Here is a 26,965-nt window from a genome sequence, read left to right as displayed (position 1 = left end):
TTCATAGTGGCACGCGAGGTCCAGCCTTGGGGAAGATCTGACCGTTGTATCACAGAATTATAGAACAGTGTGAACGGGTTGATAGACCTTGAACCCATCGCCACTCCCCCCCGATTCCCCCACGGTTGCCAGGCCCTCTCCGCAAAAGCCTAAATGCCTTGCAGGAATTGGGCAGCTATTTTAGCTGACGCCTACATCTCCATGGCTGTTCTCCGATGCTCCTGTTATAGAATGTTTGAATTGTCCAGGGACCATGGGTTGTTCACTGCCCCGGTTTCACAAAATTCTTTCAACCGGCTCAGTCGCCATGTGACCGTGTTTCTTAATGAGGGAAACCAAGCCGCCCATCCGTGATATTGAATGGTGTAACGCACCTGTGCTGCGTCATGCTGGACTGACAATACTTCCATCTGTCCATCTTCAGCGGCTCCCTTGCCGCCCATTCGATAGGTCAATCGGCGGCTCTCTGAATCCAAGTGGATTGATGCCGTAACCCACCCAATTACCTGCAGTCGCACGTGCCACTCTGAGCTTTCCCGGCCATTCACAGGCTTTATAGCGAGGATCGCACCATTCCACCGGGGCCAATTCGCGATGTCTGCCACATGGTTGTACACGTCTTCAGGGAGTTTGCTAATCATGATCTCAAGTACCGTTGTCACCACGAAAATCCTTTCCCCTCGATAACTACTACTATTGCAACCATCACTGTTACTAGCTTATTTGATTTCGTAAACTATAAGGCAGATATTTCTATATAAAGATTTCGATATACTGTAATAAATAAAGTGTTGGCAACCCAAACTGTTTCGTAATTTAAAATTCTAGCATGAAAGCATATCTATTATCGTTATAATTCCCATCGTTGATCAGGTTAAACCATTACTAAAGAGGTATAATATGCCACATAAATATGAATTAACATGGTAATTTTGTGTCATATAGTATGAAATCTAACCAGCTACTTCAAAAATATCACAAATCACCATATGATATGGATAATGATAGCCAAACTAACTCACAAAATCATTTAAATAGTGTGAATAGATATTTTATTTATGAAATATAATGTGGCTACAAGCCATCCACTCAGTACAATGGCAGGGTTAGAAGCAATGGAAAAAGGCGGAAACGCTTATGATGCAATGCTAGCCGCTTCATCAGCTCTTGTTGTTGTCCAACCTCATTTAAATGGCCTTGGCGGGGATTTATTTGCAACAATAAAAGACAATAAATACTACTGTATTAATTCCAGTGGTTATGCCGCAGAAATGGCAAATATTGATTTTTATTCTAAAAATGATTATAAAGAAATACCAAAACATGGTCCTCTTTCCTCATTCTCCATACCCGGGCTCGTAGCATCATGGAAAATTGCCTCAGAAAAATCAACGATGGGGATCGATGAAAATTTCAAACGTGCTATACAGTTTGCAAAGGAAGGATTTGGACCAAGCAGAAAGCTTACAAAAGCAATTAAGAATTTTAGCTATGGAGACGATGATTTTAATGAGATTTATAAAGATACGGATGCATGGCTGACGCAGAAAAGCCTTGGAAAAACACTGGAAACTCTAGCTAAGGAAGGGCTTGGCTCATTTTATACCGGCTGCATTGCAGAAAAAATCGATGCAGATATGAAGGAAAAAGGCGGTTTAATAAGAAAAAAAGATCTTATAGAATTTAAGCCAGAAATACTGGAGCCAGTAAAGGTGAATTACAGGGGATATGATATCTATACAAATCCTCCAGTTAGCCAGGGACTGACAGCATCTGTATGGCTGCGTGATCTTAATAGTTACGATCTTGCTGGAATGGAACACCAACAATATTATGATACTCTGATTAAAACAATGTATGGTGCATACAATATAAGGAGAAATCATATTTATGATGGTGTGAAATTGCCGGATAATATAAATGATCTTAAGCCAGATGGAACAGACCCTGGAAATAGCACTTCAAATCTTTCTGATACAACTGCATATTCCATATTCGATGGAAACATTGAAATAAGTGCCATACAGAGTAATTACATGGGATTTGGCTCTGGGCATAGCATCAAGGGCACAGGAATAAATATGAACAACAGGGGAAGTTATTTCACACTTGATAGGGAAAATAAAAATCATCTTGAGCCGCATAAAAAAACTTTTCATACGTTAATGAGTATACTTGCTTCAGGAAAGAAGGATATAATCCTTGGGAGCATGGGAGGGGATGTTCAGCCACAGGTGAATGTCCAGATACTTTCACGGCTTATTGATCTGGGAGCAAATATAGAAGATGCCATAGCCTATCCAAGATTTGCATATCCTGCATCCATATACGGAACTGCAAAGGTATACTATGAAAGCACATTGAGGCTTAATCACTATGAGCCTGTAGATGATTTAAATGATATGATGGGACATGCTCAGGGAATTACTGTAGATTCTGAGGTGGAAGCAGGTGTTGATCCAAGAGGTGACGGACTTCTACATTATATGAAGGAAAAGTATTTCAAATAAAATTTTTAAATTTAATACATTGAGTATATTATAATATACGCGGATGGATAAACTTCGCGTTACAATTTAGACTTTTAATTCATGGGATTAAAATATTTAATACTTAGAATTTGCAGCCTGTTAAATATGGAGAAATATAAATGAATTAAAAATTTTCAGCAACCAATAAAGCAGTATTATGCCAATATAATTTACATTGAACAATTATAACATTATATCCCGATAATCATAAGCATAAAAATCATCTATTTTTTCCTTATTTTTTGTTTCATATCCATGCAGCAAGAACAGTTGCAAATTTAGTTTATTTTGTTGATTACAAAACAATATCCGGTGTATTATCAAACGATGAGCCATCAGAGATATCATATTGATAAGAAAAGCAATTCCAGAACCGTTAGAGGCCATGATATAAGGTGTCTGGTTTCATCCAGAAAGTTTAACAATAAAGGAGATGGTAACTCCCAAAGGCATTTATTAACCTGCTAACAATCTTTGAAACCTGCCAATACCTGCATATTAGAAAGCTTTAAAAAAATTATAATGCAGAACCATTCTTAAAATTGTACTTTTTATTCATCCCCCGCTTACAGGAGGGAAAAACGCAACAGTATCATTTTCACTGAGCGGCATGCCGGAATAATATTCATTATTTACCGATATGAGCAAATTGGTAATCTTTTTCAGTTCAGGGTATTTTCTAAATATTTTTGTTTTTAAAAGATCAATGCTCCCTGTTTCAAGATACATTGATTCTTCAGGTATTCCGGTAATATCTCTTACATGGGCAAAATATAAAACATTGATTTTCATGTTCATCTCCAATACGGTATTCTTGCTTTCACTGCAGTTTTGTATACATTATCCAGTTCATCCTGATCTTGCAGGGCCTTTTTAATATCAAAATAATCATTTTCACGTAATAAACAGGTTTTAAATTCCCCATCAGCAGTTACTCTTAATCTTGTGCAATGCCTGCAAAAATCTGCATTTCTCATTGGCTTTACAAACTCTATTTTTACTTTTCCAAACTCACTATTAACGGTATATATTTCTCTGTTGTGCAATGGATTGTGCTCAACGCATAGAGCCTGCCTTTTAATTTTTTCCTCCACAGGCTGAAGTGAAACATGGTATTTTATATATTCTTCACTGTGCTCTTTTTCTACATTTGCCTCAAATTCTATTAACTGGAAGATGCAGTTATTCTCGGCACAGAATTTAATCATTCCATCAACCTGATCTTCATTTATATTTTTCATTAATACAAAATTTATCTTTATGGGGCCAAGGCCTGCATCCTGTGCAGCTTTTATTCCATATTGAACAATTGGCAGAAAATCTTTTTTTGTCCCAGTTATAAAATGAAAATTATATTCATCTATAGCATGCATAGAGATATTTACCCTATCAAGACCAGCTTCCTTCAAGCCTTTGGCCAGTTTTGGAAGTTCAACTCCGTTAGTTGTAAGCGATATATTTCCGGTAATATGTGTCCTTGTCCTTTTAACAATTTCAATTATATCTTCCCTTAATAACGGTTCACCGCCAGTAAATTTAATCTTATTGACACCGTGGCTGGCTGCAACCTGAACAACTCTCTCTATCTGTTCTGGAGTCATATACTCCATACTCCTTTCAGTGCCTTCCATGTGGCAAAATATGCAGTGGAAATTGCATATGGCATTTACCTGTATTCTTAAACTATTGACAGACCTGTTATAGTTATCGTAAAGAAGCTCTGTTTCCACGGTATTTATCATATAAACTCATATTGCCAGAAGTGTATATAAGATTTTCTTAATGATTCAATGCAAAAAATATATAAATAAAAATTTAAAACTAATTTTCCCTCCATTTAACCAGAATTCTGGCAAGAATAGTATAAATTACTGCTTCGCCGAGCAATATAAAAAACATAATGTTCATCACCGGGGAAAGGCCAAATGCTCCCTGAATTATCACTGCTGCAGGCGTTGTTGGCGATAATGCAATGATGTAAAGAAATGCTTTTGGCACATATTTATATGGATAAAACGTAGGAGGCAGAATGCTTGTAATAATTGTTAAAATTCCAGTTATTCCCCATATATTCCTTAAATGCTTTATAGAACCTGAAATCATAAATGCAATAGATGTTGTTGAAATAATTAATAAAATCATAACAAGAAGCATTATTAATGAATCATATAATGTGAAAAGATGATATAATGTTCCAAGGTATACATAAAGTATTATTCCAGGAATTGAAAATACCATATAGCTTAAAGTAAATGCAGCCATGTAATCGAAAGGTGACACCTTGCTGGGAACATACAAATCCTGTATTCTCAACTGAAGCCTGAAAAAGGCTGAATCTCCTGCTCCTGAGAGGCCTACGGAACCAATAAAAGCTATGAGCCCTCCTACAATGGCAAATTTTACTAAAGCTCCATGGCTTAGTACAAATACCAGAAATAAAAGTGTCAGAGGAGTTGCAAGTGAAGCAATTAAATATGAAGGGCCACGCACTATTGTTTTAACTCCATAATACCATGCCATTGTTAAAATAAATCTAATATTCAAGTACAACACCTCTTATTATAAATAAATCTTCTATGGAAATTTGCTTGATTGAGTAATAAATATTATTATAACTGGATATTTCGGATTTATCTATGTATTTTACATATATATTGCCTATATGGTATGACCCTGAAAGAGGAGATCTGGATTCTATTCTAACCTTGTCTTTGAGACCATAAAGCAATTCATCAGCTGTGCCTGCCCCTATAAAAGTTCCAGAATCCATCATGTATATTTTCTGTGAAAGTTCTGTTGCTTCTTCCATATAATGCGTGGTTAATATTACATTTCCTGAAAGTTCTTTAATAGCACTCCATGTTTCCATTCTTGAAAGGGGATCAAGGCCGGTGGTAGGCTCATCCAGAAATACGGTATCGGCATTTGCTCCAAGGGCCATGGCAACGAACATTTTTCTTTTCATGCCACCTGACAGTTCATCTGTAGGCACATTCATTTTTTCTGCCATGCCAACACCTTTTAATGCCCGCATTGTTTCGTCCTTTGCAGAGTGAAATGAAAATCCTTTTCCGGTTAAATATAAAAAAACCTGTTCATAGGCTGTTAAAATTCCAATAGGTGCAGCTTCTTGAGGGATGCTTACTATTCTGCTTCTAATTTTATTCGGTTCATTAGTTACACTAATGCCATCAATATAGGCATCGCCGGATGAAGCTTTAAGTTGTGTGGATAAAATTCGTAAAAGTGTTGTTTTTCCCGCACCATTTTTTCCAATAATTGAAACTATCCCATTATCCAGATCCTGTGTGATAGAATTAAGAGCTTTCTGATTTTTTTTATACTCTTTTTCAAGGTTCTGAATATGTATCATTGCCTTAAATGAATTTCAATCATATATAATTTACATTTTATAAAGTTTATAAAGGTTAAATTATGCAAGAGCTTCATCTTCAAGAATTTTTTTTCTTATATCAGCGAAAAATTGTTTAGTCGGTTCATAGTCCTTTATAACATGTCCATGGATTGAAAGTGGTGTTACAGAGATATTATTTTCTTCCATTAAAACATAATAATCTGTATTTTTATCATCCGATTTTTTTATTGTATTTCCAAGCCAGTAATAATCCTTCCCATTTGGATCTATATTATGGTCAAGGTAATCAAGGAATACATTCTCTGCCATTGGAACAACCTTTATTTCGGTGTCATCGGTAATTTGTTCTGGGAAGTTTATATTAAGTACATCAGCGTTAACTGGAAATCCATTTGTTTTGAATTCTTCCATTATGTACCTGGAATACACTCCTGCTTTGGCAAAATCTGAATCTTCACTGGCATTAATCCGGCTTGTAACCATAGAAAATGCCATTGACTTTATCCCTTTTAAAGCAGCTGCAATGGCTGCTGATATAGTGCCACTTGCGTATATTGAGCGCAATGATATATTTGAGCCAAGATTGATTCCGCTTGCAACAAGGTCAATTTTCCGGTTTTTTAAAACAACATTCTGTGCTATTGTAATTGTATCTGCAGGATATCCAGATATAGAATATCCATTAATTCCATATTTTTCTAATGAATTTATTCTCATGGGCTTTGTAAAAGTAATGGTCATGCCAGATGCACTTCGCATACTGTCAGGTGCAACCATTACTGTTTCATCTACCATGGCAGCATTACGGTAAAGCTGCTTTATTCCAGTAGAATTAAAACCATCATCATTTGTTACTAAAATCATAATACTATAATATACCATCCTTATATTTAGTTTTTATTGTATTTTTATGAAAAATTCGTTAAATTAACTGATTTTTATAAATAATTTGATTATAGATACTGATCCAGAAGGCACTGCAGTGCATCATAATAATCATTGAGATTATTGCTTTGCATAAAATTTTCAATCTTTTTTCTGCAATTTTCACTGCGCAATATAGAAATTGTATCATTAAACAGAGGTTTTATGCTATTGTTTACATTCATTAATGCACTCTTTACAGTAAATGGATTTTCTGGGCATGGGTAATCACTGTTTGATTCTTCATTATATAAGGCGCATTGCTTTTTATCATATTTTATTTCAAAGTTCTTTGTAGCAGCAAATTCCGCATCAACCACTTTTATTCCGCCTGGCTCTATTCCTTTCCAACCTCCTTCAAGAACAGAATATTTGGTGCCTCCTGATAACGTATACAAAAAAGCAACAAGCAATATGGAATCAGAATTATTAATAACTGCCAAAGGTGCGCTGTTTGTTTCAGGGGATATGTTGGCCAGTGGTTCTGGTTTTGTTGCAAAATTAACATGAAAATTCTTGTAATAAAGTGGATAAAAAGCATTGCCAAAAGCATATATTTCTGAAACTTTCCTGTTTTCTTCTATGCCCCTTAACAATATAAATGACCTGGCAGTACTGCTGGTATTCATAAAATTCCACTGTATTATTCCTTTAGCTTTATCATACCAGGTATAATTCACTTCTACTGGCTGTTTTGCAACCTGTTCCGAAATAAGCCCTGTTATTCTCATAATAAATATACGGAATCATTGTATAAAAATGTTGATACATATAATAGCAGATAATTATGTTTTAAAAATTACAATAAATGTTAGTTAAATGTGAATATCAATTTTTCAATAGTGCCTGTTGATATTAACAACTCAATTATTCAATTAACTACCAGTAGCACGAGCCAGTAAACTCAATGTTTTTTTTCTAATTTTCACTATATTGGGCTTCAAGCTACAAGAAAGAAGTTCCAAATAATGCTTATGGTCTTTAATATTATATTATGCACAGGCCTTGCCCGGCTGTGCTCTAGATATTTTTATAGATTATTTGAAAATTTCCTCTTTTATAACTTTATCCCTTTTAAATTCTACAAACACATAATAGATCATCATAAATACAATGATCATAATAAGACCGATATAAAGCGATTCTTTTGGCAGACCAATTATCAGTAAAAACAATAAAAAGATCGAGATAATAGTTAAATATGGATAAAGAGGCATTTTAAATTCACCACTTCTATGCTGCCTTCTAAAATGTATCAATGCAAAACTCGAGACAAGATAGGATAATAATAAGCCAAAATTGCTGATAGCAGCTATTATAAAGACATTGCCTGAGAATAAAACAACAACTCCTATTGCTGCAGATATAATCACACCGTTAACAGAAACATCCTTTTTTCTGTCAAATTTTCTCAGAAATGCTGGCAACAATTTATTGTCTGCTATTTGATACAAAACCCGTGATGATGTTAATATCATTGCCAGAGTTGCAGAGGTGGTTGCAATTAAAGCTCCGATAGTAACTATTAAAAATAATGAATATGGCGCATGGACATAATTCAATGCAAAATCAAGCGGGTCAGCAGATATTGTGAATTTTGATGCTGGAACCATTGCCATCAGTGAAATAACAATTACAATATAAAATACGATGCTGATTGCTACAGCAAATATTATTGCATGTGCAGCTTTTTTTGGGCCGCCCTTGATATCGGATGTCATGGTTGAAATAGATTGAAATCCAGAATATGCAAAAAATACTGCCACACTGGCTGAAAATATTGCGAATATTGTGCCCTGATGCGGGGATACTGAAAAATTTGTTACCTTAAATGTGTTGCTATAAAAAGCAAGCGCCAGTGCCGAAACAATAAATAATGTTAAAATAGACAATTTTATTATTACAAGAAAAAAATCTGCCTTTGTTGCTTTTCTAATACCTACAATATTTACTATGGATAATACAAATATAAGCATTATAGCAAATAAAATTGGATAATAATTATTATTAACATTCAATAAACTTGCTAAATATGATCCAAAACCCAGAGCTATTGCAGATATTGCAGAGGAAAAACTGAAATACAATAATAATCCAGAAATAAATCCAAGTTCACTGCCAAATGCATTGTATGCGTATGAGAATGATGCTCCCTTGCTTCTTGGCATTATTGAACCAAGTTCACCAAATTCAAGTGCCATGATCAAAGCAAGTATTCCGACTATTACGAATGATATTAATGAATCTGCCCCGGCCAGGGCGATTGTTGTGCCACTCAAAACAAATATGCCTGCCCCAATTATGGCTCCAAGCCCTACCGCTGTTGCTACAGGAACACTTACCTGTTGTTTCATTGATGCATATTTTTATTAATTATTTATAAACTATGTAATTTGTAATATCCTGAAATGAGTTCCTAATTATATTTATTGCTCATTTAATTCCCTTCCTTTTTCTTCATAAGCCATTACAGGTGTTACTACCGGCTTTTCATCTATGGATAATGACATATGCCTTGTCTGATAATTATAGTGGTATACTACCTCTTCCCATGTATTGATATATAGTCTTCACCTTTTTATTGTACACATGGTTATCGATGAAGCATGCACAGGCAAAGCATCCTTTCTTGATAATAAAACAATAGAACATTATAATAAATATGCATGAAAGAGAGTATCAAGATGTTTATTTGAAACATTAGATAAAACTATAATTAACGAAGATGCCAATGCAGTATATAATATAATAAAAAAAAACAATCCTAGAATCATTAGAGGACGGGATAGAGGTGTTGGGTTGCATCCACGACATTTAAGCATGAAAGAGATGATAACTTCCACAGGAGTCTGTTAACATGGTCAACCGAAATCGTAACACTGTGAATAAATAAAATTATAAAATAGTTAAACATTGACTTTACATGTGTTATAATGGCATGGATTCGTCATGGTTTCCTGTTGTGCTTGGCACACTTTCAATATCTCTTGCTTTTTTTATAATCTATCTGGTATTTCATAATCATTTAATCTTTGATATTGGAAAAATAATATATTTTATAGTTCTTATATTCTTTTTCTTTGTATTTGGCTCATGGCTTTACAGGTATGCAAAAAATAAAAGCCTTATAAGAGAGGATTATAACGACATGTCAAAATTGAGTTTTATCACATTTCTCGGAGTTCTATACTATGCCTTTGCTTTCTTTTATACAGCATATGTTGGCATAAGCTCTTTTGTAGCATACCTTTTTTATTATTTATTTATATTCTTTTATATTTTTGTGCTTTTAGTTAACATTGTGCTGAATTACAATCTTTATACAAATAAGTATGATTTTAACAAAGTGACTTATGCAATTCTGGTACCATCAATAGTAATGAGTGCGAACATAATACTGAGTTCGGTAATGTTAACGCCTCCAATATCATCGTATTACAGCACTAGCATACTTGATACAGTTTATTTTATGGTTATGGTTGCCTTTGGCATATCATTTTTCCAGTTTTTATTTGTTGGAATTTCGGCATATATATCACATATAAGCAACAGGCCAAATTATCTGCAGACGGCACCTGCTGCTATGATACCGGTGGGCGCTTCCAGCATGTTGATTATAAACATTATGTTCATGTCCCAGTTTAATTATATAAATATATTTTACGTCCCTTTGCATCTTGCTATAAACATTTCAATAATGCTCTGGGGCTTTGATTTATTTTTGTTCCTTGTCTCCGGTGCAATAGCTCTTACCCATATAAAACGTAGACAGTCTATGGTTGTATGGGCATATGTCTTTCCTGTTGGCATTTCTACATTTTCAGATTATATGATCTATGCATATACCAAATTGGAGATATTCGTATATTCAATTATTATCTTCACTGCAGGGCTTATAATTTTATATATTTATGCCTGGGTGAATACATATCTTATAAATGTAAAGCCCGTTAAAAAATAATATATAATGGTTAATAATAAATGCCCAATGGAAAATAAAAAAAATGATTTCAGTGAATGGTACAATGAAATTATAGATACTGCAAAACTCAGCGATAAGCGTTATAATATTAAGGGCATGAATGTCTGGCTTCCATACGGTCTTAAAATCATGCATTCAATAGATTCTCTTTTGCGGGAATATTCAGAAGAACATGGTATTGAGGAGGTCAGTTTTCCAGTACTGATATCAAGGGAGCAACTTGAAGTGGAATTTGAACATGTAAAGGGATTTGAAAATGAAATATACTGGGTTACAAAGGGAGGAACCACCCCACTGGACATAGATTTAGCACTGCGGCCCACAAGCGAAGCTGCAATGTATACAATGTTTCCATTATGGATTAGATCACATACTGACCTTCCATTCAGGGTATATCAAATAGTAAGTGTTTACAGATATGAGACGAAGCATACAAGGTCATTCATTCGCGTCAGGGAAATACATTTCTATGAAGCACATACTGCACACATAAATTTCGAAGATGCTGAAAAACAGATGGTAGATTACCTTAAAATTATGGAGAAACTTTCAACAGATCTTTGCATTAAATTTTCTATGAATATCAGGCCAGATTGGGATAAATTCCCCGGGGCTATGTATTCCGTTGCTTTTGACACACCAATGCCCGGCAACAGGACATTGCAGATTGGAACAATACATGAATATGGTGAAAATTTTGCAAAGAATTATGGCATTAAATATCTCGATGAAAATGGTGAAATGCAATATGTGTCACAGACAACGTTCGGATTGAGTGAAAGGCTCATAGCAGCAATAATTGGCATCCATGGGGATGATAAGGGCCTTGTGCTTCCATATAAACTCGCACCGGTACAGGTTATAATAGTTCCGATACCAGGTGACAATTATGATGAAATACTGGAATATTCAGAAACCATTAAATCGAAATTAAGTGGATTGGGAGTAAGATGCCAGATTGATAACCGTGATTATACTCCAGGCTACAAATTCAATGACTGGGAAATGAAAGGTGTTCCATTAAGGCTTGAAATAGGCAAAAGAGAATTGCAGGAACAAAGTGTTACTATTTCATTAAGAACAGAAAAAAAGAAAACAAAAGCAAAATTTGAGGAAATTGATCACATATATGATTACTTAAATCAGGTAAATTCTGACATTCAGGATAAGGCATCGAAATTTTATGAAGATAATACTGTATTTATTGATACTCTGGACAAAATAAAGGAAGATAAAATGGTAATGGCCTACTGGTGTGGTTCAAAGGCATGTTCTGACAGAATAGAGGCTTTATCAGAAAAAACCGCACTGGGGAACATTAAAGACAACAATTCAACAGGACCATGCATTGTCTGCGGAAAAACTGGTAAATTATCTGCATTTTCAAGGACTTATTAAAATGATAAAATTAATTTTCTTTGATATGGACGGCGTGCTTACAGTTGAGAAAAGCAGCTGGTTTTATGTGAATAACAGGCTTGGCATCAATAACAGGGAAAACTTCATAAATTACATGAAAGGCAATATGGAATATGAAGAATTTTTTAAAAAAGACCTTGTTGGATGGACACAGAAATTGCCAGAATTAAAGCGTGATTTTATAATCTCAATATTGGATGAAATACCGGAAATGCCCGGCATACAAAATACTATCTCGTACCTTAAAAGAAATAAAATAATAACAATAATAGTATCTGGTGGGATATCATGGCTCTCCGATAGGTTAACAAATAAATATTCTATAGATCAGGCTTATGCGAACATAATATATACAGATGAAAACGGGACTATAATTCCTGAGGGCAAAGTTATGGTAAATCCCTTAAAAAAGGATAAGGTAATGAGAAAAGTAATGGAGAAATATAATGTAAGCCCCGATGAATGCATTGCTGTTGGTGATTCCGACTCTGATTATTCAATGTACAGAGCAGTGCCAAATTTTGTAGCCTTTAATTCTGATAGCAACCTGCTCCTGCAAATAGCAAAAACAAATTTAAGTGGAAACCTTGAATCCATTAAGGATTTTATCGAATCAAATTAGTTTCAGCTGTTTCATTGTTTCAAGTGTAAGAACTGTAATTCCTGCTGCGCCTCTTACAAGGTTATTGCCAAGAATTACCATTCTTAGATTGCCATCTTTCAAAGAAATTCTGCCCACATGGACTTCCATTCCATTGTAAGTATCAATGGCATTCTGCGGCCTGTCTTCCTCCTCATGAATTACAATTGGATGTTCAGGAGCATTGTATAATCCAGTGAATCCTTTAAATGGATTAAAGTCATTCAACTTATTTATTATATCTTCAATACTGACTTTTCCATCAATATGGACATTTAGAACACCCATATGGCCAAGCTTTACTGGAACCCTCACTGAGGTTACTGACATTCTAATCTCCCTGCTTTTTATTTCATTATCCTGCACTGTTCCATACATCTTTGATATCTCGGCCGGTATTTTTTCCTCTTCACCGTGGATATATGGTATTATATTATCATCAATTGACATGTATGGTAGACCTGAATACCCTGCTCCGCTTATGGCCTGCATGGATACTAATGAAATCCTCTCATAATCAAGTCCAAGAATGGAGCCGAGTGGCATGGACATTATTGCTGAAGTGCAGTTTGGATTTTTTACAAATTTTGTGTCCTTATTTTCAAGAATTCTTAAATGTTCATAATTAATTTCTGGATTTATTAGTGGAATATCCTTTGCAAGACGGTATGGAGAGGCATTTGATATGACATTTATTCCATGTTTTACCAGATTAAGCTCAATAGATTCAGCTGCTTCCGGTGGCAATGCTGAGAGCACATAGTCAACATCCTTCTGGTCTTCGGGAGATGAAGAAACCAGTTTCATATCCCTGAATTTTTCCGGTATTGTCCCATGCTCGATCCAGCGTACAGTTTCCCCATATTTTTTTCCTGTTCTGGAATCGGATGCACTGAGTTTTACAAGTTCGATATAAGGGTGCTTGGAAAGGAGCTTTATCATCTTTTGGCCAACCATTCCAGTAGAACCGAGAAGTGAAACTTTTATTTTATCCATGAAGATGCCTCCTGAAAGCATTTTTTATTGTTTATCAGGTCATCATCCAAAATCAGTGATAGTGATAAAGAATCTATGTGGTAAAGGCGGTCATTTCCTATTGTTGATATTATGCTTTTACTTATTTCAGGGTCTGAAAGCCCGTGTCCTATAAATACCAGTATATTTTTATCAGTTTTATTATTGTAGCCCGCAAGGGCAACACATTTCACCGTGTTTACTGGTTTTTTTGTTATTCTTGTTATCCCATCCTGGTACAGTGATTCCACAGTTATGTTTATGTCCATGCCCAATACCGGGGTGAATGTTTTGTAATTAAAGTTTTTAACCCCATAATTTGACATTTTAAGGACTTCACTCATAGAAACTTCTGGAAGCGTTCTGGAGTTTGCGAAAAGTTTCGGATCTGAAGTCATTATTCCTGGAACATCTGTTATTATTCTAACATCACAGTGAAGTATTGAAGCAAACACCATAGCAGTATAGTCGCTGCCACCTCTCCCAACAGTTGTTATTTTGCTGTCCAAAGTTATTCCATAAAAACCAGGAACTATTGTGACATCGCCAAAGGCAGTAGAATTAATTTTTTTAGCAGTCTCATCTAGAAGGCAATTTGCATCTCCAAACCTATCATCGGTTACAAGCAATGGTTCAATTATATACGAAATATTAAAGCCCTGATCCTTAAAAAAACTGTAAAGAACGACAGTTGCCATTCTTTCGCCATAAGATAATATTTGATCGCGCAAAGATAATGATTTTTCAAGCTGCAATAGGGATTTTAATTCATCTTTAAATCTTGAAAGTATTTTGCCAGTTTCATCGTCTATTTTTATTAAATCTGTATGAATGTGGTAAATGTTATCAATAATGCCTGTATTTGTTGTTTCAAAGGCATTTATTAACATATTCGTTACATTCTTTAAAGCGGATGTAACAATAATGCAATTATGGCAGTCCATCAATTTTTGTTTTATAAGGAATAAATCATCCTTATTTTTTAGTATTGATCCACCTATTTTTACAACTTGCATTTTACCACTTTTATTTTGTATAACACTATTATATAAATATATTCCGAAATAAGTATATAAGTAAATGAGTACCAGTAATTTATTATGTATTTTTAGAATAAAAAAAATAAAATGATCTATTTTTTGGCCAATTTAACAACAAATTCTGAAAAATCATGGACGTTTTTATCATATGCAAGGTTATTATAACATAATGGGCATATTGTTACTATATTATCGGCACTTTTCTTAAGATCCATATACCTCTGTTTTGATGCCTTTTTAGCAATTTCCGGGAAAAGCAATTCATCGGGGCCACCGCAGCACATTGTAAACTTTCCATTCCTGGAAGGGAGTTTTACCTCTGCAACGGAATTAAGTATATTCATTGCATTGAAATTATTATCATGCAAAAGCATGTGGCACGGCTCCTGAACAGTTATACTTTGCTCGAATTTATTATATTTTAGATCGAGCAGGTCTGTATAATAAATTACATCAATATTATAGCCACTGACATATTTTGGATAAATATTTTTTAATAAATCATATGTATGCGGGTCAATAGCAATAATTTTTTTTATCCTCTTTTCTGCCATATAACCGTATACCCTTTTTGCATATTCTCTAAATTCTTCTATGTACCCAAGATCATACAGGAACATTCCCGGGTAAGGTTCTTCAGAACCAAGATACCCAAATTTAACACCGGATTTTTTCAGCAAGAAAATTATATTCCTTAAATCATTTTCCATTTTTTCTTTTAGCGACTTATCATAGAAATGCCCTGCAAATTTTATTAAAGAAATATGTTTTTTCAATGCAATAGCCATATTCTTGATAATATTTTCATCAATGTATTTTCTTATTTTATTTATTTCTCTGGTATATGGCATCATCTGGTACATATGCCCGGTAAGAATATATGTGCTGCTTTCATTAAACTCTATGCCACTGGCCCATGATGCAGATTCTTTTTTAAGCCCAAGGGGGTTTTCATACTCCATTATGGCTGTTTTTATTAATTCTGCAATAGGGTTCTTTTTATCCTGTTCTTTTGATACAATGAATTCTTTCATGAGCTCACTGACAACTCCTGCATTCACTCCAGCAGGACATACATTTACGCAGGCATAGCAATCAAGGCATGAATAGAATGAATCGGCAAGCTCTAAATCATCACTGTTATTTTTCACAGCAAAATCAGCCAGTATCACTCTTCCACGGGCACCGAAGACAGAATTATTATCGCCAGGAACAAGTGTGGGGCAGACGCTTTCACAGAATCCACAGCTGATGCATTTTTCAGTAATATCTGTAATGCTTTTAATCAGGTTCATAGAATATTTTCCCCCTGTTAAGTATATTATTCGGGTCAAATGCTTTTTTAATTAATTTCATAATCTCAAGAGAATAAAGTGAATTTCTTTCCTTATACTCCTCATAAAGCAGCTTATTCTTTTCAGTTCCAATGCCATGCTCGGCCGATACAGATCCATTATGCTTTATTGCAACTTTTGCAATGTCCATTTGAAGTTTTTCCATTCTGGTTCTTCCTTCCTTTGTATTATCCATAAATATGTTTGCATGTATATTCCCATCACCAATATGGCCGAAGAGTGTTGCTTTTAATCCATCATTTTTAACGCATTGATCTATTTCAGTAAGGGATTCCGCCAGTTCACTGGATGGAACGATAACATCCCCAATTACTATGAGTTGCCTGTTATTTTCCCTCTGCTCAAGCAACGCTGAATAAGCGCCTTTTCTCGCACTGTATATTTGATCCATTTTATCCCTGTCCCTTATTACAATTATATTTTCAGCATATTTTTCCATAATTTCTTTTGCCGCTGAAATTTTTCTTTCCAGGGCTTCAGGAGGCGCATCCAGATCTATCATAAGGAGATAATTTGTGCTTTCCGGCACTTTTATTCCCATATTCTTTTTGATTGATTCAATTGTTCCCCGATCCATGAACTCCGCAATTATTGGTGTGATTCCTTTGCTTTTTATTAAGTCCATTGACTTTCCAACAGATATTATATCACCATAAAATCCAATAATTTTTCCAGTGGCTTCTGGCAAGGGCTCTATTTTAAGTATGGCCTTTGTAATTATTCCCAGTGTGCCTTCACTTCCAATAAATAAGGCAGTTAAATCATAGCCTGCACTCCTTTTTAATGTATATTCCCCAGTTTTTATAATTTCACCTGTTGGCAATACAGCTTCGAGGCCAAGAACCCACTCCTTTGTGGCGCCGTATCTTACAGCCCTGAGGCCGCCAGCGTTTGTAGATAGGGAACCGCCGATTGTAGAAGCTCGTGAACTTGCCGGATCTGGAGGATAAAAGAAATTATATTTTTTTAATTCTTCATTGAGGATATCTATTCTGACTCCCGGCTCACATACTGCATATCTCGATGATGTATTAATATCTATAATCTTACTTAAATTCATGGTGCTTATTATAATTCCATGAACACTTTCTACAGAAGAGCCAGTAAGCGAAGTTCCTGCGCTTCTTGCAGTTACATTGATTTTATTTTTATTGCAAATATGCATTATTTTTGCTATTTCTTCACTATTTTTTGGCAGGCAAACAGCTAACGGCATTTCTCCTTTTATGTATGAAGCATCTTTCATATATGGAATCAGCTCTTCTTTAGTTGTTAATATATTTTTACGGCTAACAGCATTTACAATTTCATCAATAGCATTTTTTTCCCGTAACAGCATAGAAAACATAAAACTTTATGGCTAATAATCCTTTTCATATCTATATAATTTATGCGATACAAATATTTTTATTTGCCTTTACTTTCTGCTAAATATGGACTCAGGCAATGTTACAGAATTTGTATATGAGCATAATAATGTAAAGGGAATTTACATGGTATTTATAGCTTCTGCAAGTGTATTCCTTGATGTATGGGATTTAACTGCTTTTGGGTTTGTCCTTACTTTCTTTAAGGCCGATTTGAATCCAGTGGGAATTTTCCTTGGAATCTCCGTAGCCGCTGCAAATATAGGCGCAATTGCAGGTGCAATACTTGGTGGGTACCTTACAGACAAATTCGGAAGAAAAAGGCTTTTAATGTATAATATGGCAATATTCATAATATTTGCATTTTTAATTGCTGTTTCAACAAATATATACGAATTTATAGCTTTCAGGGTCATAATGGGTTTTTCAATAGGAAGTGATGTTGCTACAGGTTTTTCATATATTTACGAGTATATAAGCAGAGGGCAGAGAAACCATTATTACTCTTTATGGGCATATAGCTTTTCGGTCGTTGGCCTGATAGCGGTTGCCTCGGTATTCCTTTTATATCATGCAATAAACAATGATTCTGTATGGCGCTATATATTTGTCATGGGCGGAATTTTTGCGGCAATTATACTTTTACTGCGTTCCAGAATGACTGAGACCCCAATATGGCTCTATGGCAGTGGGAAATATAAAGAAACACATGATGTAATTAAAAATGTTTATGGCAAAGATATGGAAGTTAAGCCGCCAAAAGAAAAAAACACTGTAAGTTTAAAGAACCTTATTGCATTATTCCACCGTGGATTAAACAGGGAATTGATGTTTGCATTTTCACTGAATGGCATAGTTGGTTTCATTGGATGGGGATTTGCATTTTATATTACCTATATGCTTGTGCTATTGCATTTCCAGTTTTACCAGATACTTGGTGCCGATGCAATAATATACAGCTTTGGATTTGCAGGTGCAGTTATATCACCAATTCTTGCAAAGCACTTTGGAATTTATCGTGCTGCAGTAATTCCAGCTATAATAGCCACAATGTCCATTTTCGCCCTTTTCATAACTTTTTCCGGGATTTTGCCCGTTTACTTTGTTATTCCTCTGTCAATAATAATTATATTCATGAACTATTCCGGGCCAATGGCATATAATGCAGTATTAAATGGGTTTATCCCAACAACTCTCAGAGGGGTGGGAAATGGCTGGAACTATATGTTCAATAAGATTACGGAAGCAGTCAGTGGATTAACTGCCGGAGCAATACTGGTACTTGTAGGCCTGAAATTCAATACCATGATTTTATTCATAATAGTGCTTGCATTTACCTTAATAGCTTTATATACTGGAAGAACAAAATATTTTAAAAAAAATTATGTTTCCGATTTCCAAACCTCTCCAGATGAATAAACTTCCTTTTTCCATATTGGCGGCAAAACCTTTATTTTATCGATTATATATTCACATGCACGGAAAGCATCTGATCTGTGTTCGGAAGAAACTGCTATGCCTATTGAATCTTCTCCAACATTTACTCGGCCTGTTCGCTGGATAACAGCAACATCCATCACTGGATATTTTTGTTTTGCATCTTTAACTATCTCTTCTATTTTTTTCATTGCCATTTCGGTATATGCTTCATATATTAATGCTACAATATTATCGGAGGTTTCGTCAATTGACCTCACAGTTCCCAGAAATATGGATATTGCTCCTGCCTTATTGTTTCTAACTTCATTTATAAGGTCATCTGTTATTATTTTCTCAGTCTGTATTTTGATCATTATTTTATTAATTGCTGTTTCCTATTAATATTTTTGATATGATTCAATTTTTAAAATCGTTTTCAATATCTTTTAAAAGGGATACAAGTGCAGAATGGAATTCATTCTCCCTTATTTTTACCAGCTCAGTAATTTTTGGCGGGCTTATCCTTAAATATACATAGTAATAACCTCCTTTTTTCAGGATATTTTTCTTTTTGATTACAAGCCCGGTGCTGACAAGCCTCTGAAGGGAGCGAAAGACTGCTGTCCTCTCTTTTTTCATTATTGAGGCAATGCTTTCCAGGGATTCACCTTTTTTATTGGCCAGTGAATAAAGTACCGACACATCGGCCGGTGACAGATCAAAGAAATATTCAAATATATCTCTGCATGATGCATTGTCGTCCAGTATCTGATTGAATGAGCCCATAATAGTAAATAGTTTAAGGCTATATAACGGTATTGCATTGTATTTACAATACTAAACAATACAGTTAAATATTCCTTTAAAATTAAGTTGTAAGTACATGGCTATAGAGTAATGATGTACTTGTTGTGAGGTAATAAAAATGGAAAACAATATATTTGGAAAAAGTTCCGGAAAAAACGGCCCTGTAGATTTAAATGATAAGAATTTTCAATCTTTTGTCAGTTCACCAAAATTATCGATTATAGATATGTGGGCAGCCTGGTGTGCACCATGCAGATACCTGTCACCTGTTGTAGATGAGCTTTCAAAAGAATATTCTGATAAGGCAAATTTTGGCAAAGTGAACGTGGATGAAAATCCTGTAACAGCAAGAAATTATAGAATAGAAAGCATTCCAACACTGCTTTTTATGAAAAATGGTAAGGTTGTTGACACATCAATAGGTGTGGTGCCAAAAGAATTTCTTGTTCAAAAAATAAAGGAACTTGCATAAGGTTGGTTCAATGGATCACTATGATACCATAATAGTTGGTGGTGCATCTGCAGGGCTTTCCGCTGCAATTTATACGGCAAGGCAGGGAATGAAAACACTTGTAATTACAAAGGACATCGGTGGGCAGGCTTTGCTTACCACAGATATTCAGAATTACCCTGGATTTGATATGATTGGCGGTTTTGAACTTACAAACAAATTTAAGGAACAGGCCAGTTATTATGGCGCTGAGTTTGTTTACGATGAAGTTATAAAAATTTCAAACAATAAAGAGAGTTTTACAGTGGAAACAGGTAACAATAAATATTCATCATTATCGTTAATACTGGCTTTTGGGAAAACACCCCGGGATTTAAACGTTGCCGGCGAAAAGGAATTAAAAGGCCATGGCATTTCATATTGTGCCATCTGTGACGGGCCACTCTTTAAGGGAAGGGATGTCGCAGTGGCAGGCAATGGGAGCCACGCCCTTGAGGCAATGATATATCTTTCTTCTGTGGCCAGGAAAGTATACTATATCACCAACGCAAAAAAACTGCTTGGTGAAGATGATCTTCTTGAAACAGTCAATAGCCTGAAAAACAAGGAAATGTTCTTTGACAGCACTTTAGACTCCATAAATGGAACAAAATCTGTAGAATCTGTTACTTTCCAGAACAAAACTACTGGTGAAAAAACAATACTTCCAGTATCGGCTGTATTTGCAGAAATGGGTTATATTGCCAAATCTGATTTTGTTAAAGGGATAGTATCACTTAACGAAAATAATGAGGTAACCGTGGATAAATTCTGCAAAACTTCAACTGAGGGCATATTTGCATGCGGAGATGTTACAGATACTCCATACAAGCAGGCGATAATATCAGCCGGCCAGGGCGCAACAGCAGCTTTGTCTGCATATAATTATGTGCAGAAAAAGAAAGGAAAGGTAGTTGCAAAAAGCGACTGGAAACTGATAAAACATTGATATTTTTTTTATTTTATTGAATAATATTTCATTGTGTAGAAGCCAATTTTACTGTTTGAATCCTGTGGTAAATTTTAAAGAATTAAAATTCAGTTTTCACCTCCAGGTTGGTTGCATACCAAGAAATAAGCCAGAAGATATAAACTTAAGATAATTTTACACTATATTACTATTATAATTATATAAAATTCAGTCATTTATAACAAAAATGTTTTATAATATTTAAAGATAATACATACAGGTGTATAAATGGTTATCACGCACACCAAATTAAAAAGAAACTCTGTTGGGCTTTTGCAGGGAACATTTCAATCTCTGGGGCAGGTGGCGCCGGCGGCTGATATAGCAATATTGCTTGTTGCTTCATTCTCTATTTCAGGGGCCCAGACAGTGATGTCTGTCATAATCGGCTGGATAATATATGCATTATGGATGATAACACCCTATGAATTATCAAAACTCAAATCAAATTCCGGGAGCTATTACGCATATGCAGCAGGTGCTACTGAAAAAGGTGGCCTTGGGCCCATATCTGCACTTAGTTTTATGTACTATGATATTACAGGAGCAGCATTCGGAATCCTTGGGCTTTCAAGCTTTATATTTTTGATGGCACCCCAGATAACGGAAATACCATACCTGTGGATACTATTTGCGGGAATATTCACCGCATTTATTATTGCAGTTACATATCTCGGAATACGCCCTTCATTGAACTATACTGCAATTACAGGCATATTGGAAGTTATGTTTCTGCTCATTGGCTCAATAATTATTATAATACGTGTAGGATCCCATAATTCAATAATACCTTTTGAAGTAACCGGACCATACAGTATTGGGTTTTCTGCAATTATGTTTGCCTCTGTATTTTCAATACTTGATTTCACAGGTTCCGGTGTAGTTACCACAATTTCCGAGGAAATTAGCAAACCAAAGAAAAATATAGGGAAATCAATAGTATTTGCAATGGTTTTAACAGCCATAGCACTAATTCCAGCAGCATATGCATTAACTGTAGGATGGGGGGTAAGCAGCATTAGCGGTTTTGCGGCACATTCGGATGCAGGGCTTACTGTATTTTACAGGTATCTTGGCCCTGTAGGCCTTGTACTGTTGATCGTGTTCACAATTAACAGTTATTTTTCTAATGGAGTTTCTAAAGCTACAGCAGTGAGCCGATGGTGGTATTCTGCGGCCAGAGACCATGTAATATTCCCAGAAACAATAGGCAAAATTAACAAAAAGCATAGCTCTCCAGCAAATGCTGCTATAATATGGGCTGGCCTTTCCTTTGTTCTGGATGTAATTATGGGACTTATATTTGGCCCATTGAGTGCTGCATTTGTTCTTGAAGCGGGTACGGGCATATCCATCATTGTTGTGCACATGATTGCAAACACGTCTCTAACAATATATACTAAAAGAGTGAATAAATTCAATCTTTTAAAGCACGGTATATTGCCTTCAATTGCTACTATCGTTGGGCTTGTCGTTCTTTATTTTACAATGGCTGATATATTTAAAAAATATTTTGTGACACCAAGTGCACTTAATGATGCTTATTTTATATCATTTATCGTAACAATATTATGGATACTGGTTGGTGGAATTGTTGTAACTCTGTACTATAGAATTAAAAGGCCAGAAATTTTAAGGGATGCAGGTGAATTTAATATGAAGGCCAAAGAATAAATTTATCAAATTTTAATTCCACTTATGCATTCAAAATTTCTTTGATGGCAATATTTAAGTTATTATAAATATAACCAATTTATGAATTTCCCCGACGAATTTCACAGAATTTTGTGGTGGTTGCTTATTGCAACACGTGGTGGCCCTACAAGAACAATGATTCTGGAAATTCTGAAAGACAATCCTGAAAATCTCAATAAAATTGCTGAAACTTTAAAAATAAACTACAGAACGGTACAGCATCACATCAAGATTTTAATGGATAATGCCGTGGTTCAAAAAGAAGGAAATGGATATGGTAGTGTATATTTTCTTTCCGACTATTATCAGAAGAATTATCAATCGATAATGGAACATTTAAAAAATAAATAAGGTGCCTGTAAGCTGGGTTTGAAGAACTTGCATGGAATTTGTATCTTAATTGTACATTATTTTGAAATATATTTTTATAACCAGATGGAAATTGACAATCGATAAAAATGAATTGGAAAATAATTTCGGCTATATTTATAGCCCTGACAATAATATTTGCAGGTGCATTTATCGGTGTCTATTACCTGGACAGCTCTGGCATAGCAAAAGAAAAAAAGCAGTTAGAGGTAAATGATGCAAATGAACTTGCAACCGAACACTGGAATCAGATAGCTATTGAGAATTCATCCCTAATTATGACACAGTATGATAACAATGCAACGTTGCACTGGATAGGTGGCCCATTAAATGGAACTTACAATGGAACATCAGCAATAAATTCAACATGGAATAAATTCTTTACTGCATGGCAGGCAGTATGGTTCTATGCGTCTACTAATACTACAAATAACCCTATAATAACTATAAATGGGAATACTGCAACTGTAACAGCCAATTTCACTCAGTTTGTTGTTCAAAACAGTGCAACACATGCATTCCAGTACATTAATACAACATACAGCATAGAATACTATAACACAGCGCACTCTTCAAATAATGTGAACTACGAAATAATAAGTGAAACATTCCATATAACAGGTGCTGGAAAACTATAGTCTCTTGAATAAAAAAATTTAATATATATTTAATAATTAAATGAAAATAAAGGGGTGCATATGGAAATCTTCTGGACATCTGATATAGCTATTGCGGCAATCGAATTAATTGCACTTTCTGTGCTTTTAATTTATTTTATTGGGTACTACAGAAAATCCAGAGCGCGAATATTTTCTCAAATTTTTGGATTTAGCTTTATATTCATGGTTCAAAGCGCCATCACCATTTACATATATTATTATTTTTCCCATTTCCTTGGTCCTGCTGTTGCAATTCCACTGATGATCGTAAGTTTACTGGGCCTGGCAGGCACAATTATGCTATTCCGCTTCATGAAACAGTGAGAGCATTAAATTAATATCTGTTCATTCAATTAGCATATATGGAAATAAATGCAGTGGAGCTCGAAAAACCAGAGGGAATAAATATTATTTTAGGCTATTCGCATTTTATTAAAACTATTGAAGACATCAATGAAATTATAAAAACAACAATCCCAAACTGTGAATACGCACTTGCATTTTCAGAAGCTTCCGGTGATAAATTAATACGTTACGAAGGCAACAATAAAGAATTAATAGAATATAGTATAAATAATATTAAAAATATCTCTGCAGGGCATACTTTTATTATATTATTGAAAAATGCCTTTCCAATAAGCATTCTCCCGCAGCTAAAGATGAGCCAGGAAGTAGGAACTATATTTGCCGCAACTTCTAATCCAATCAAGGTAATACTTGCCAGAACCGAGAATACTAATGCAATTATTGGAGTTGCAGATGGGTATTCACCTGTTGGTGTTGAATCCAATGCAGATAAGGAAAAGCGCAGAAAATTCTTGAGGGATATCGGATATAAGTCATAGGGCCCGTGGTGTAACGGATTATCATATAGGCCTCCGGAGCCTATAATCCGGGTTCGAATCCCGGCGGGCTCATTTATTTTATTAAGATAATTAGAATAACAAAAAATACTCAAATTCTTGTGTTCATTAAAAAATAAATGTTTAATTATGGTTATCAATGCTTTTGTATTAATATTTTCATTATACCTATTTTTGAGTTTAATTTATGCAGATCTCTAATCTTATTTTTATTGCTTAATATTAATTTTTATATACCTTATATAATTTCAGCTTTTGACAGTAGAGATATTACCTTTACTTGATTCCAAAAACTGATACTTGTTTTATACAAATAATGTAATATAAACCAATAATCCGATAAACTTTAGATAATTTAGAAAAAGGTAGTGTAATGTAATTGCTGTAAAATTGATAAGGCCCTGCATAATTAAGATTTAGGAGGTAATAAAAATGCAGGACCAGTTTGAAATATTGAAAGGGTTAATAAATACTTTTCTGCTTGACAGAAAGGAAGGAAAGAAACAGCTAGTAGAATGGTTTTTAAATACAGTAATGGAGGAAGAAGCTAATATACAGATATCAGCAGACCCTTATGAAAGAACCATTAAAAGAAAAGCACACAGGAATGGGACAAGAACAAGGTCATTAAAGACAGTTGATGGAGTATTACAATTAAACAAGCCACAGGTAAGAGAATTCCCATTTGAAACTAAAGTATTTGAAAGGTATTCCAGAGTGGAAAAGGCTATAGACTCAGTCATATTAGAATCATACATAAATGGTGTTTCTACCAGGAATGTAAGAAATGTAGTAGCAGCTTTAGGCCTGGAGAATGTATCAGCATCATATGTTTCCTCACTGTCCTCTGAGCTTGATGTTAAGGTTAAACAGTTTCTGGAAAGAAAAATAGATGAACCTGTAAAATTCATATACATAGATGCCACATACTTTAAGGTAAGGGAAGATGGCAGATGCAGAAATAAGGCATTATACATATGTATCGGAATAAACAGTGAAGGGAAAAGGGAAATATTGTCTTCCAGATTATATGATTCAGAGAGCACAGTTAACTGGGGATTATTCTTTGATGATTTAAAGGATAGAGGATTAACTGGAGTGGAGATGGTAATATCAGATGGCCATAAGGGAATAATGGAAGAACAACAAGGTCATTCAGTGCATCATGGCAGTACTGCCATGTCCATTTCCTTAGAAACCTGAAGAAGCTTATTCCAGACAATAAATGGAAGAGTGTATCACTGATAGTAAAGGAAGCACTGGAGAATGAAGCATTAGTAGGTGAAGCACAGGATAAACTCATAGAGAATGGATTTGTAAAAGAGGCTGAAATGTTTGAAAAGTATTATCCTTCATTATACAATTATAAGGTATTTGGAAATATAAATTATAAAAGATTAAGGAATACCAATGTAATAGAAAGATTGAATGAAGAATTAAAAAGAAGGACAAAGAAAATAGGTGCATTCCCTTCAGAGAACTCATTAATGAGACTGGCAACAGCAATAATGATGGATATCAATGAAGAATGGGTTACAGGAAGGAAATATATAAATATGGAGGTTGATTAAAGATTGTACAGGGCTTAGTGAAATTACAGCAATATTGTTACACTATCCATCAGATTTTTTACAGAAGATAAAGAAAGAATAGTAATGAAAGAATATTAAGGCAATAAAGTATGTATTAATATCTTATAATATCAATATCATTGAACTTTTTATTTTTTATAATATGGTTATTGCCAGTAAACAAACTTTAAGTAAGCATTAAAATTAATTAGATGCAGGAAATCAATAAACTTAAGGTGAAAACATGTATGATATAAATAATAAAGTATGCATTGTAACAGGATCAGGTAGAGGAATCGGGAGAGCTATTGCTATTAAATTCGCCGCATCCGGCGCAAAGGTTGTAATCAATGTTAGAAAGCATGTGGATGAAGGAAATGAAGTATTGAAAGAGGTAAATAAAGCCTCGAGAGGAATTCTTTCTGTTGCAGATGTTTCTACAGAAGAAGGCAGAAACAAGCTTTTCAATGATAC

Annotated in this window: 26 protein-coding genes, 1 tRNA gene and 2 pseudogenes; 15 read left to right on the top strand and 14 right to left on the bottom strand. The window is 34.7% G+C overall.

The genetic code is table 11. The features are described from left to right. Nucleotides 1-1,058: 1,058 nt before the first annotated feature. On the top strand, nt 1,059-2,510 hold the full coding sequence (locus WKI77_RS01380) for a gamma-glutamyltransferase (protein ID WP_337860042.1): 1,452 nt from the start codon (nt 1,059-1,061) through the stop codon (nt 2,508-2,510). A 576-nt stretch (nt 2,511-3,086) separates the two neighbouring features. On the opposite strand, the gene WKI77_RS01375 is transcribed toward WKI77_RS01380, so the two are convergent. The 8 genes and pseudogenes from WKI77_RS01375 to WKI77_RS01340 form a co-directional block, all read right to left on the bottom strand. Then, nucleotides 3,087-3,323, bottom strand: coding sequence for a MoaD/ThiS family protein (locus tag WKI77_RS01375; protein WP_337860041.1), 237 nt, complete (start codon nt 3,321-3,323; stop codon nt 3,087-3,089). A gap of 2 nt (nt 3,324-3,325) precedes the next feature. Then, nucleotides 3,326-4,273: a GTP 3',8-cyclase MoaA gene (moaA, locus tag WKI77_RS01370; protein ID WP_337860040.1), complete on the bottom strand. Its 948-nt coding sequence runs from the start codon at nt 4,271-4,273 to the stop codon at nt 3,326-3,328. A 79-nt stretch (nt 4,274-4,352) separates the two neighbouring features. Then, a complete protein-coding gene (locus WKI77_RS01365; RefSeq protein WP_337860039.1) occupies nt 4,353-5,084 on the bottom strand; it encodes an ABC transporter permease in 732 nt (243 codons plus the stop codon). Continuing rightward, nucleotides 5,065-5,904 (bottom strand): ABC transporter ATP-binding protein, encoded by an 840-nt coding sequence (locus WKI77_RS01360; protein ID WP_337860038.1) that lies wholly within the window; start codon nt 5,902-5,904, stop codon nt 5,065-5,067. Before WKI77_RS01360 ends, WKI77_RS01365 begins: the two co-directional genes overlap by 20 nt. Before the next feature lie 60 nt (nt 5,905-5,964). Further along, entirely contained in the window at nt 5,965-6,771 is an 807-nt protein-coding gene (gene surE / locus WKI77_RS01355) for a 5'/3'-nucleotidase SurE (protein ID WP_337860037.1), read from the bottom strand. A gap of 89 nt (nt 6,772-6,860) precedes the next feature. Further along, nucleotides 6,861-7,562 (bottom strand): hypothetical protein, encoded by a 702-nt coding sequence (locus tag WKI77_RS01350; RefSeq protein WP_337860036.1) that lies wholly within the window; start codon nt 7,560-7,562, stop codon nt 6,861-6,863. Between the two features lie 306 nt (nt 7,563-7,868). Beyond that, nucleotides 7,869-9,185 carry an APC family permease gene (locus tag WKI77_RS01345; protein ID WP_337860035.1) on the bottom strand — a complete coding sequence of 439 codons (1,317 nt, stop codon included), beginning with the start codon at nt 9,183-9,185 and terminating at the stop codon, nt 7,869-7,871. 72 nt (nt 9,186-9,257) lie between these two features. After that, nucleotides 9,258-9,416: pseudogene (locus WKI77_RS01340) on the bottom strand (IS481 family transposase); the annotation flags it as partial. A 353-nt stretch (nt 9,417-9,769) separates the two neighbouring features. Here WKI77_RS01340 and WKI77_RS01335 point away from each other — a divergent pair. From WKI77_RS01335 to WKI77_RS01325, 3 genes are read left to right on the top strand one after another with little or no spacing between them, the layout of a single operon-like run. Beyond that, nucleotides 9,770-10,792: a hypothetical protein gene (locus WKI77_RS01335; RefSeq protein WP_337860034.1), complete on the top strand. Its 1,023-nt coding sequence runs from the start codon at nt 9,770-9,772 to the stop codon at nt 10,790-10,792. A 27-nt stretch (nt 10,793-10,819) separates the two neighbouring features. Beyond that, the gene (gene proS, locus WKI77_RS01330) at nt 10,820-12,211 is read left to right on the top strand and encodes a proline--tRNA ligase (protein WP_337860033.1); all 1,392 of its coding nucleotides are present in this window, start codon (nt 10,820-10,822) and stop codon (nt 12,209-12,211) included. Between the two features lies 1 nt (nt 12,212). Further along, on the top strand, nt 12,213-12,854 hold the full coding sequence (locus WKI77_RS01325; protein ID WP_337860032.1) for an HAD-IB family phosphatase: 642 nt from the start codon (nt 12,213-12,215) through the stop codon (nt 12,852-12,854). Here the strand turns inward: WKI77_RS01325 and asd are convergent. The 4 genes from asd to WKI77_RS01305 all read right to left on the bottom strand — a co-directional run bounded on the left by asd (nt 12,846) and on the right by WKI77_RS01305 (nt 17,620). Continuing rightward, a complete protein-coding gene (gene asd, locus WKI77_RS01320) occupies nt 12,846-13,868 on the bottom strand; it encodes an aspartate-semialdehyde dehydrogenase (protein WP_337860031.1) in 1,023 nt (340 codons plus the stop codon). The genes WKI77_RS01325 and asd overlap by 9 nt on opposite strands. Then, nucleotides 13,856-14,902, bottom strand: coding sequence for a hypothetical protein (locus tag WKI77_RS01315; protein ID WP_337860030.1), 1,047 nt, complete (start codon nt 14,900-14,902; stop codon nt 13,856-13,858). Before WKI77_RS01315 ends, asd begins: the two co-directional genes overlap by 13 nt. A gap of 116 nt (nt 14,903-15,018) precedes the next feature. Beyond that, on the bottom strand, nt 15,019-16,221 hold the full coding sequence (locus tag WKI77_RS01310; RefSeq protein ID WP_337860029.1) for a (Fe-S)-binding protein: 1,203 nt from the start codon (nt 16,219-16,221) through the stop codon (nt 15,019-15,021). Then, complete coding sequence (locus WKI77_RS01305; RefSeq protein WP_337860028.1) at nt 16,208-17,620, bottom strand: FAD-binding oxidoreductase; 1,413 nt, start codon at nt 17,618-17,620, stop codon at nt 16,208-16,210. Before WKI77_RS01305 ends, WKI77_RS01310 begins: the two co-directional genes overlap by 14 nt. A 94-nt stretch (nt 17,621-17,714) precedes the next feature. On the opposite strand from WKI77_RS01305, the gene WKI77_RS01300 reads away from it, so the two are divergent. Then, nucleotides 17,715-19,067, top strand: a complete 1,353-nt coding sequence (locus WKI77_RS01300) for an MFS transporter (protein ID WP_337860027.1) — start codon at nt 17,715-17,717, stop codon at nt 19,065-19,067. Here the strand turns inward: WKI77_RS01300 and WKI77_RS01295 are convergent. Beyond that, nucleotides 19,031-19,441, bottom strand: coding sequence for a molybdenum cofactor biosynthesis protein MoaE (locus tag WKI77_RS01295; RefSeq protein WP_337860026.1), 411 nt, complete (start codon nt 19,439-19,441; stop codon nt 19,031-19,033). The genes WKI77_RS01300 and WKI77_RS01295 overlap by 37 nt on opposite strands. Before the next feature lie 43 nt (nt 19,442-19,484). After that, the gene (locus tag WKI77_RS01290; protein WP_337860025.1) at nt 19,485-19,853 is read right to left on the bottom strand and encodes a helix-turn-helix domain-containing protein; all 369 of its coding nucleotides are present in this window, start codon (nt 19,851-19,853) and stop codon (nt 19,485-19,487) included. Nucleotides 19,854-19,992: 139 nt separating this feature from the next. Here WKI77_RS01290 and trxA point away from each other — a divergent pair, with 139 nt between their 5' ends. From trxA to WKI77_RS01240, 10 genes and pseudogenes are all read left to right on the top strand, one after another. Then, nucleotides 19,993-20,346, top strand: coding sequence for a thioredoxin (trxA, locus tag WKI77_RS01285; RefSeq protein ID WP_337860024.1), 354 nt, complete (start codon nt 19,993-19,995; stop codon nt 20,344-20,346). A gap of 10 nt (nt 20,347-20,356) precedes the next feature. After that, nucleotides 20,357-21,313 carry an FAD-dependent oxidoreductase gene (locus WKI77_RS01280; RefSeq protein WP_337860023.1) on the top strand — a complete coding sequence of 319 codons (957 nt, stop codon included), beginning with the start codon at nt 20,357-20,359 and terminating at the stop codon, nt 21,311-21,313. A gap of 249 nt (nt 21,314-21,562) precedes the next feature. After that, entirely contained in the window at nt 21,563-23,008 is a 1,446-nt protein-coding gene (locus WKI77_RS01275; RefSeq protein WP_337860022.1) for an amino acid permease, read from the top strand. An 81-nt stretch (nt 23,009-23,089) separates the two neighbouring features. After that, nucleotides 23,090-23,380, top strand: coding sequence for a winged helix-turn-helix domain-containing protein (locus WKI77_RS01270; RefSeq protein ID WP_337860021.1), 291 nt, complete (start codon nt 23,090-23,092; stop codon nt 23,378-23,380). 107 nt (nt 23,381-23,487) lie between these two features. After that, nucleotides 23,488-24,036 (top strand): hypothetical protein, encoded by a 549-nt coding sequence (locus tag WKI77_RS01265; protein WP_337860020.1) that lies wholly within the window; start codon nt 23,488-23,490, stop codon nt 24,034-24,036. Between the two features lie 60 nt (nt 24,037-24,096). Beyond that, a complete protein-coding gene (locus WKI77_RS01260) occupies nt 24,097-24,381 on the top strand; it encodes a hypothetical protein (RefSeq protein WP_337860019.1) in 285 nt (94 codons plus the stop codon). 38 nt (nt 24,382-24,419) lie between these two features. Beyond that, nucleotides 24,420-24,902: an adenosine-specific kinase gene (locus WKI77_RS01255; protein WP_337860018.1), complete on the top strand. Its 483-nt coding sequence runs from the start codon at nt 24,420-24,422 to the stop codon at nt 24,900-24,902. After that, a tRNA-Arg gene (locus tag WKI77_RS01250) sits at nt 24,902-24,974 on the top strand. Before WKI77_RS01255 ends, WKI77_RS01250 begins: the two co-directional genes overlap by 1 nt. A gap of 378 nt (nt 24,975-25,352) precedes the next feature. Continuing rightward, nucleotides 25,353-26,491: pseudogene (locus WKI77_RS01245) on the top strand (IS256 family transposase). Between the two features lie 244 nt (nt 26,492-26,735). Continuing rightward, the coding region (locus WKI77_RS01240) for an SDR family NAD(P)-dependent oxidoreductase (RefSeq protein ID WP_337860017.1) at nt 26,736-26,965 on the top strand (230 nt) is incomplete at its 3' end.

Origin of the sequence: Ferroplasma sp., from assembly GCF_037442045.1 — an archaeon.
Classification (GTDB): Archaea; Thermoplasmatota; Thermoplasmata; order Thermoplasmatales; family Thermoplasmataceae; genus Ferroplasma.
This window is presented reverse-complemented; position numbering and strand designations above follow the sequence as displayed.

What these genes read in the sequence shown, in the direction of transcription:
- WKI77_RS01325 (WP_337860032.1), top strand. Translation starts at nt 12,213, where the DNA reads ATGATAAAATTAATTTTCTTTGATATGGACGGCGTGCTTACAGTTGAG.
- WKI77_RS01335 (WP_337860034.1), top strand. Translation starts at nt 9,770, where the DNA reads ATGGATTCGTCATGGTTTCCTGTTGTGCTTGGCACACTTTCAATATCT.
- WKI77_RS01290 (WP_337860025.1), bottom strand. Translation starts at nt 19,853, where the DNA reads ATGGGCTCATTCAATCAGATACTGGACGACAATGCATCATGCAGAGAT.
- moaA (WP_337860040.1), bottom strand. Translation starts at nt 4,273, where the DNA reads ATGATAAATACCGTGGAAACAGAGCTTCTTTACGATAACTATAACAGG.
- asd (WP_337860031.1), bottom strand. Translation starts at nt 13,868, where the DNA reads ATGGATAAAATAAAAGTTTCACTTCTCGGTTCTACTGGAATGGTTGGC.
- WKI77_RS01280 (WP_337860023.1), top strand. Translation starts at nt 20,357, where the DNA reads ATGGATCACTATGATACCATAATAGTTGGTGGTGCATCTGCAGGGCTT.
- trxA (WP_337860024.1), top strand. Translation starts at nt 19,993, where the DNA reads ATGGAAAACAATATATTTGGAAAAAGTTCCGGAAAAAACGGCCCTGTA.
- WKI77_RS01310 (WP_337860029.1), bottom strand. Translation starts at nt 16,221, where the DNA reads ATGAACCTGATTAAAAGCATTACAGATATTACTGAAAAATGCATCAGC.
- WKI77_RS01350 (WP_337860036.1), bottom strand. Translation starts at nt 7,562, where the DNA reads ATGAGAATAACAGGGCTTATTTCGGAACAGGTTGCAAAACAGCCAGTA.
- WKI77_RS01255 (WP_337860018.1), top strand. Translation starts at nt 24,420, where the DNA reads ATGGAAATAAATGCAGTGGAGCTCGAAAAACCAGAGGGAATAAATATT.
- WKI77_RS01360 (WP_337860038.1), bottom strand. Translation starts at nt 5,904, where the DNA reads ATGATACATATTCAGAACCTTGAAAAAGAGTATAAAAAAAATCAGAAA.
- WKI77_RS01345 (WP_337860035.1), bottom strand. Translation starts at nt 9,185, where the DNA reads ATGAAACAACAGGTAAGTGTTCCTGTAGCAACAGCGGTAGGGCTTGGA.
- WKI77_RS01275 (WP_337860022.1), top strand. Translation starts at nt 21,563, where the DNA reads ATGGTTATCACGCACACCAAATTAAAAAGAAACTCTGTTGGGCTTTTG.
- WKI77_RS01270 (WP_337860021.1), top strand. Translation starts at nt 23,090, where the DNA reads ATGAATTTCCCCGACGAATTTCACAGAATTTTGTGGTGGTTGCTTATT.
- WKI77_RS01300 (WP_337860027.1), top strand. Translation starts at nt 17,715, where the DNA reads ATGGACTCAGGCAATGTTACAGAATTTGTATATGAGCATAATAATGTA.
- WKI77_RS01295 (WP_337860026.1), bottom strand. Translation starts at nt 19,441, where the DNA reads ATGATCAAAATACAGACTGAGAAAATAATAACAGATGACCTTATAAAT.
- WKI77_RS01375 (WP_337860041.1), bottom strand. Translation starts at nt 3,323, where the DNA reads ATGAAAATCAATGTTTTATATTTTGCCCATGTAAGAGATATTACCGGA.
- WKI77_RS01265 (WP_337860020.1), top strand. Translation starts at nt 23,488, where the DNA reads ATGAATTGGAAAATAATTTCGGCTATATTTATAGCCCTGACAATAATA.
- surE (WP_337860037.1), bottom strand. Translation starts at nt 6,771, where the DNA reads ATGATTTTAGTAACAAATGATGATGGTTTTAATTCTACTGGAATAAAG.
- proS (WP_337860033.1), top strand. Translation starts at nt 10,820, where the DNA reads ATGGAAAATAAAAAAAATGATTTCAGTGAATGGTACAATGAAATTATA.
- WKI77_RS01305 (WP_337860028.1), bottom strand. Translation starts at nt 17,620, where the DNA reads ATGCTGTTACGGGAAAAAAATGCTATTGATGAAATTGTAAATGCTGTT.
- WKI77_RS01380 (WP_337860042.1), top strand. Translation starts at nt 1,059, where the DNA reads ATGAAATATAATGTGGCTACAAGCCATCCACTCAGTACAATGGCAGGG.
- WKI77_RS01260 (WP_337860019.1), top strand. Translation starts at nt 24,097, where the DNA reads ATGGAAATCTTCTGGACATCTGATATAGCTATTGCGGCAATCGAATTA.
- WKI77_RS01315 (WP_337860030.1), bottom strand. Translation starts at nt 14,902, where the DNA reads ATGCAAGTTGTAAAAATAGGTGGATCAATACTAAAAAATAAGGATGAT.